A 6617-nucleotide genomic window follows, 5' to 3' on the forward strand; every position below is an offset into this window, starting at 1 on the left:
GGGTGATCCCTTCGGTGCCCTGGACGCCTACTCAAGAGCGCATATGCAAGAAGTGCTGCTCGACATCTGGAAGCGCAACGGTACGACGATGATCTTCGTCACGCACGATATCGACGAGGCCGTATTCCTGGGTAGCCAGATCGTTATTTTGAAGCCGAGGCCGGGCGAGATTCGTGGCCGAATCAAGGTCGATCTGCCGTATCCGCGTAAAAAGTCCAGCTCGGCTTTCCAGGAGCTGCGATACAAGGTGCTGAGCGAGTTCGAGCGCATCGAGGAGCTGTCCTGGGGCGAGTCGGGGGCGGGCATATGAGGAAGGAGGCTGGCTATTCATGAGCGTCGATCAAGCCGATCTGCCTGCGGCATCTTCCGCCAAGCGCGGACGATCGCCGGGAAATGCGGGAGGCTACCGGAGAAAATGGGCCGACTTCGCCTGGGGCGCGGCGCTGCCCGTGGCCGTACTCCTCGTCTGGCAGGGGCTCGGGGACAGGGAGCTGATCTCTCCGTTGCTCTTCCCGACGCCGCGGGTCATCGGCGAATCATTCATATGGCTGTGGAATTCGGGCGTACTGTTCGAAAACCTTGGCGTCAGCCTGTACCGAACGTTCGCCGGCTTCGGTCTTGGTGCCGGACTCGGCCTGCTGCTCGGCCTGTTCGTCGGGCTGTCCCGGAGCGTCGAACGGCTGCTGGACTCGACGGTCCAGATGGTGCGGATGATCCCGCACATCTCGGTCACCTTTTTGTTCGTGCTGTGGTTCGGCATCGGCGACACGTCCAAGGTTCTGCTGATCGCTAAAGGTTGCTTTTTCCCGTTGTACATCTATACGTTTCTCGGCATCCGCAATACGGACAACAAGTTGTTCGAGGTCGCGCGGGTGCTCGGCTACAGCCGCTTCAAGCAGATTGTCCGGCTGGTGCTGCCGGCGACAGTGCCGGGCATCATCCTTGGCATCCGGCTGTCGCTCGCGATCGCCTGGGTGAGCCTGGTCGTCGCGGAGATGATGGGCGCGAGCTCGGGCCTCGGCTTCCTGATGATGGACGCCAGGGCGATGAGCGATACGCCGACCGTCTTCGTCGGCATCGCGCTGTTCACCTTGCTCGGCAAAATAACCGATTTCGTCGTGCTCTTCGCGGAGCGCCGCCTGCTGGCCTGGCGCGACGTCCACGACGGATGAGAGAAGGGGGATGCAAATGAGCCAGCAAGCGCAAACGCTTCGCGCCGGCGTGTCGAGTCCGAGCAAGCGCGATCCGGCCGGCCGGAGCCGCGTCTGGGTTCATTTTACGATGGCCGCGCTGCTGCCCGCCGCCATTCTGGTCGTCTGGCAATGGTTCGGCGCCGCGGGCCGAATCAATCCGCTGCTGCTGCCCTCGCCGGCGGCCATCGCCGAAGCGTTCGGCAGGCTGACCGTCTCGGGGGAGCTGCCGAAGCAGCTCGGGTATAGCGTGCTTCGTGCCTCGATCGGCGTGCTGTACGGCGCCGGCGCGGCCCTGCTGCTTGGCGCGCTGGTCGGCTTTTCGCGGACGGCGCGCAAAATACTCGATCCTTCGATGCAACTGCTGCGCCTGACGCCCAGCCTGGCGACAGCGCCGCTCATCATTCTATGGTTCGGCTTCGGCGAGACGTCGAAGATCGTCATCATTGCCTTCGGCGCTTTCTTTCCGCTCTATATGAGCACGGTAGAGAGCATTCGCACCGTGGACAACAAGCTCGTCGAGGTGGCACGCGTGCTGTCCTTCGGGAGAGGCAAGCGGCTCGTCCGGTTGATCCTGCCCGCCTCCGTGCCGGGCATCCTGTCCGGGCTGCGGCTGTCGATCGCTTACGGCTGGCTGGCGCTGGTCGTCGCGGAGCTGCTCGGCTCGCAGACGGGCATCGGATTCCTGATGAGCCACGCGCAGACGAACTCCCAGCCCGAGGTCATCTTCGTGGGCGTCATCGTGTTCGCCGTCATCGGCAAGCTCATCGACGCGCTCGTCGTGGCCATCGAGAGCCGACTGCTGCGTTGGCGGGACAGCTTCGGCGGCAGCTAAACATCATTCATTCTTTTTACCTACATTCACGCTTCGACCATTAGAGAGGGGTATTCGCATGTTTAACCGTCATCGTTCGTTTTTCAAAAATCCGTCCGGCCGCCTGGGCCTCGGTGCCCTGCTGCTCACGACGCTGCTGCTGCAGGCTTGCGGCGCCAAAAACGAAGGCAATGCAGCCGCCGGCGCGGCTTCCGGTTCGGCTGCGCCGTCCGCCGCCGCTTCCGCCTCGGCATCCGCATCCGCCGTTCCGGCGACGGCCAACACCACCACGTTGACCTACGGCTTCGTCGGCACGAAGGCTCCGGCCGGCGTCGAAGGCTGGGGCTTCCATACCGGCATCATCCAGGAGGAGCTGAAGAAGTACGGCGTTACGGACGTCAAGCTCGTCCCGTTCCAGACCGGCCCCGACCTGAACGAATCGGTCATCGGCGGCCGCGTCGACGTCGGCAACTCGGGCGACACGCCGGCGCTGCTGGCTCGCTCGTCCGGCGCGAAGACGCGCCTCGTCAACTTTACCAATACCGAAGTCAACTCGATTCTCATCGGCCGCAAGGGCGGCGCCCAAACCGTCGACGAGTTGAAGGGCAAGACCGTGGCCGTCGTTAAAGGCTCCCTGATGTATCGCTTCCTCGTCGGCTACCTGGCGGAAAAGAAGCTGGATAAAGACGTCAAGGTCATCAACATCAACAGCATCCCGGATACCGAGGCGGCGCTGCTCCGCGGCGAGATCGACGCCTATGCGATCACAAGCACCTATTACTCCGGCTACAAGCTGCTGCAGCAGGGCAACCCGCTGCTGGCGCAGGCGAAGGAGATCCCGAGCCTGCTCAGCGTCAGCGTCGTTTATGCGACCGAGGATTATCTCGGCAAGTTTCCGGGCTTCCAGACGGTCTGGACGGCGGCGCTCAAGAAGTCCTATGACGACCTCAAGGCCAAGCCGGACGAATATTACGCATGGCTGTCCGATCAGACCGGCACGCCGGTCGATGTGCTGAAGGAGATCCAGCCGATCGAGTCGCTGCCCGCCGAGGCGCTGTCCGAAGACGGCATCGGCCGCATCAAGGCGTCCAAGGACTTCCTCATCGCGGAGAAGCTGGCCAAGAAGGACTTCAATATCGACGAGTGGATCGTTCGTTAACCGAAGCTGAGGCTTATTCCACGGTACTTAAGCCACTTAAGGATGCCATTAACTGTTCAGTTCATTAACGATTTAACCGAGGAGGAATTAAGACATGGCTAACGGCGGCAATAGACAGATTCGGTTCGGCATCTTCCTGCAGGGCGGCGGCGGACACTGGCGGGAGCCGGGCGTGCGCGCGGACGGCGCGGTCAGCATCGAAGCCTATCAGGAGTACGCGCGCATTGGCGAAGCAGGCAAGTTCGACTTCGGCTTTATCGCGGACTCCGCTTATATTACCAAAGACTCGACGATTCCGTTCCTCAGCCGGCTCGAGCCGATGACCGCGCTGGCGGCCGTATCGGCGGTCACCAAGCATCTCGGTCTTGTGGGCACGTTCACCACCTCCTACAGCGAGCCGTTCACAACGGCCCGGCAGCTCGCTTCGCTCGACATCATCAGCGACGGCCGGGCGGGCTGGAACGCCGTCACCTCCGCGCTCGAGGGCGTCGCCCGCAACCACGGCCACGACAAGCTGCACGATCACGCGCTCCGGTACCGCATCGCGGCCGAATATATCGAAGTGGTCAAAGGGCTGTGGAACTCCTGGGAGGACGACGCGTTTCCGCGCAACAAGGAGACGGGCGAATACGTCGACCTCGAGAAGCTGCATACGCTGAACCACGTCGGCGAGTTCTTCAAGGTGCAGGGCCCGCTGAACCTGGAGCGTTCGAAGCAAGGGCACCCGGTCATTTTCCAGGCCGGCGCGTCCGAGACGGGCAGGGACCTGGCGGCGCGGTACGCCGACGCGGTGTTCTCGAGCTTCGAGGAGTCCGGCAACCTGGCCAAGGCGCAGGCGCAGTACAAGGATATCAAGGACCGGGCGGCCGCGTACGGCCGCAATCCCAACGAGCTCCTGCTGTTCCCGTCGATCCAGCCGATCGTCGCCGCGACGCAGGAAGAAGCGAACCGCCTCTACGAGGAGGGCAACCGCTTCATCGATCCGGCATACGCCGTCAAGTATTTGAGCCGCTACTTCAGCTTCTTCGACTTCTCGCAGTTCCCGCTCGACGAACCGCTTCCGGAGCTCGGCGACATCGGCAAAGACAGCTTCCGCTCGACGGCGGAATATTACCTGCGCATCGCCAAGGAGGAGAATCTGACCCTCCGGCAGCTCGCGCTGCGGGCGACCAACCCGCGCGGCGACTTCGTCGGCACGCCCGAATTCGTCGCCGACAAGATCGCCCGCTTCTTCGAGGAGCGCGCGGTCGACGGCTTTATCCTGGGCGGCTCGCACGCGAACCTGCGGAACTTCGTCGATCAGGTCGTGCCGCTGCTGCAGGCCCGCGGGCTGTTCCGCACCGAGTACGAGTCGGACACGCTCCGGGGCAACCTGGGCATCTCGTTTCCGGAAAACCGTTACGCGCTGGAAAGACGGCAGGCGGTCGTACAGTAACGCGCATATCGCTCATATAGAGGAGGAATCGACTTGGCTATCGATCCGTTAACCATCAATCAGCGTCCGCAGTTCGCGAATCCCGAGGACGAACGGCAGCACCGCAAGGAACGGCTGGCCGCCGCTTTCCGCGTCTTCGCCAAGCTCGGCTTCGAAGAGGGCGTCATGGGCCATATCTCCGCCCGCGATCCGATCAAGACCGACCATTACTGGACCAATCCGTTCGGCCTCAGCTTCGGCCTCATCAAGGCGAGCGATCTCGTGCTCATGAACTTCGAGGGCCAGATCGTCGAGGGACGCGGCCTGGTCCATCCGGGCGGCATCCAGCTTCATCTGCCGATCCTGCGCGACAACCCGGATATCGTATCCGCCGCGCACACGCATTCGATCTACGGACGCACCTGGTCCACCTTCGGCCGGCTGCTCGATCCGCTGACGGCGGAAGCCGCCGTCTTTTACAACAGCCACTCGATCTACGACAGCTTCGAGCGCGGCGAAGGGGACAACCTGGCGCAGGCGGTCGGCAACAACAAGGCGGTGCTGCTTAAAAACCACGGCATCCTGTCGCTCGGCAAGACGGTCGACGAAGCCGCGTACTGGTTCGTGTCCTTCGAAAAGGCGAGCCAGGCCCAACTGCTGGCCCAAGCCGCCGGCGAGCCGACGCTGATCGGCGACAAGCATGCCCAGGCGATCGCGGACCGCACGGGCGAGCAGTTCGGATGGCTCAACTTCCAGCCTTATTACCAGGCGATCGTAAGAGAGCAGCCGGACCTGTTGGATTAAAGCATGCGCCTGCTGCTGCCTTATCGCCCGCGCCGTGCTGTCGGATCCGTCGATCCTCATCCTGGACGAAGCAGCAGCATCGATACACGACGAGCTGATGGCGAAGAAGGGGATGTACAGCCGGCTGTACGATACGCCGCAAGTCCAATAGACCGGTCCGGACACGCCGGACGGAATTCAGGAGGAACACCTATGGCTTCGAAAAGAGTGAACAGCATTACGGACCTGATCGGCGAGACGCCGGCGGTGCGGTTGAACCGGCTCGTCAGCGAGGGCGACGCGGAAGTATATATGAAGCTCGAATATTTCAATCCGAGCGGCAGCCTGAAGGACCGGGCGGCGTTCAACCTGATCGCCGACGCGGAAAAGTCGGGACGTCTCAAGCCGGGCGCCACGATCATCGAGCCGACCAGCGGCAACACCGGCATCGGGCTGGCCATGAACGCGGCGGCCAAGGGCTACAGGCTTGTCATTACGATGCCGAACAACGCGACCAAGGAGCGCATCAACATCCTGAAGGCATACGGCGCGGAAGTCGTGCTGACGCCGGCGAACGAACGGATGCAAGGCTCGATCCGCAAGGCGCTGGAGCTGCAGCGGCAGATCCCGGGCAGCTTCGTGCCCCAGCAGTTCGAGAATCCGGCCAATCCGGCGATTCACCGGACGACGACGGCGCTGGAGATTCTGGAGCAAATGGACGGGCAGCTTGATTCGTTCGTGGCGGCCGCCGGCACCGGCGGGACCATCACGGGCACCGGGGAAGTGCTACGGGAGAAGCTGCCGGACATCCGTATCGTCGTCATCGAGCCGCAAGGCTCGCCCGTACTGTCCGGCGGCAAGCCGGGACCGCACAAGCTGATCGGCGCGGGTCCCGGCTTCGTGCCCGCCGTGATCAATCAGGAAATATACGACGAGATCGTGCAGGTATCGGATGTGGACGCGATCCGCACGGCGAGGCAGATCGCTACGTTCGAAGGCATCCTCGTCGGCCCTTCGTCCGGCGCCGCCGTCTGGACGGCGCTCCGGGAGGCGCGCCGGCTAGGCAGGGGCAAGCGCGTGCTGTGCATCGCGCCGGACAACGGCGAGCGTTATCTCAGCTCCGATCTGTTCGTGGATTGAGGGGGCGAGCGTATTGACGAACTTCGATCCGCTGTATCATCCTTTTCCCGCTTACCGCGTTCCGGCTTATGCGCGGCGCGGCAAGGGAGCGGCCTCGCAGCCGCTCGCCGCGCCGGC

The 6617-nt window shown here is 63.1% G+C and carries 6 protein-coding genes and 1 pseudogene; all 7 read left to right on the top strand.

What is annotated here, in order from left to right:
- Positions 1-310, top strand: a pseudogene (locus tag KVT38_RS31950) (ABC transporter ATP-binding protein); the annotation flags it as partial.
- A 19-nt stretch (positions 311-329) separates the two neighbouring features.
- Positions 330-1172, top strand: coding sequence for an ABC transporter permease (locus tag KVT38_RS31955; RefSeq protein ID WP_217597802.1), 843 nt, complete (start codon positions 330-332; stop codon positions 1170-1172).
- Between the two features lie 16 nt (positions 1173-1188).
- Positions 1189-2025 (top strand): ABC transporter permease, encoded by an 837-nt coding sequence (locus KVT38_RS31960; protein WP_217597803.1) that lies wholly within the window; start codon positions 1189-1191, stop codon positions 2023-2025.
- A 58-nt stretch (positions 2026-2083) separates the two neighbouring features.
- The gene (locus tag KVT38_RS31965; RefSeq protein ID WP_217597804.1) at positions 2084-3163 is read left to right on the top strand and encodes an ABC transporter substrate-binding protein; all 1080 of its coding nucleotides are present in this window, start codon (positions 2084-2086) and stop codon (positions 3161-3163) included.
- Between the two features lie 94 nt (positions 3164-3257).
- On the top strand, positions 3258-4598 hold the full coding sequence (locus tag KVT38_RS31970; RefSeq protein ID WP_217597805.1) for an LLM class flavin-dependent oxidoreductase: 1341 nt from the start codon (positions 3258-3260) through the stop codon (positions 4596-4598).
- Positions 4599-4631: 33 nt separating this feature from the next.
- Positions 4632-5381, top strand: a complete 750-nt coding sequence (locus tag KVT38_RS31975; RefSeq protein ID WP_254639714.1) for a class II aldolase/adducin family protein — start codon at positions 4632-4634, stop codon at positions 5379-5381.
- A gap of 192 nt (positions 5382-5573) precedes the next feature.
- Positions 5574-6500 carry a cysteine synthase A gene (gene cysK / locus KVT38_RS31980; RefSeq protein ID WP_217597806.1) on the top strand — a complete coding sequence of 309 codons (927 nt, stop codon included), beginning with the start codon at positions 5574-5576 and terminating at the stop codon, positions 6498-6500.
- Positions 6501-6617: the final 117 nt, after the last annotated feature.

This window comes from Cohnella sp. GbtcB17 (genome assembly GCF_019091135.1).
Lineage (GTDB): Bacteria > Bacillota > Bacilli > Paenibacillales > Paenibacillaceae > Cohnella.

What these genes read in the sequence shown, in the direction of transcription:
- cysK (WP_217597806.1), top strand. Translation starts at nt 5,574, where the DNA reads ATGGCTTCGAAAAGAGTGAACAGCATTACGGACCTGATCGGCGAGACG.
- KVT38_RS31960 (WP_217597803.1), top strand. Translation starts at nt 1,189, where the DNA reads ATGAGCCAGCAAGCGCAAACGCTTCGCGCCGGCGTGTCGAGTCCGAGC.
- KVT38_RS31955 (WP_217597802.1), top strand. Translation starts at nt 330, where the DNA reads ATGAGCGTCGATCAAGCCGATCTGCCTGCGGCATCTTCCGCCAAGCGC.
- KVT38_RS31970 (WP_217597805.1), top strand. Translation starts at nt 3,258, where the DNA reads ATGGCTAACGGCGGCAATAGACAGATTCGGTTCGGCATCTTCCTGCAG.
- KVT38_RS31965 (WP_217597804.1), top strand. Translation starts at nt 2,084, where the DNA reads ATGTTTAACCGTCATCGTTCGTTTTTCAAAAATCCGTCCGGCCGCCTG.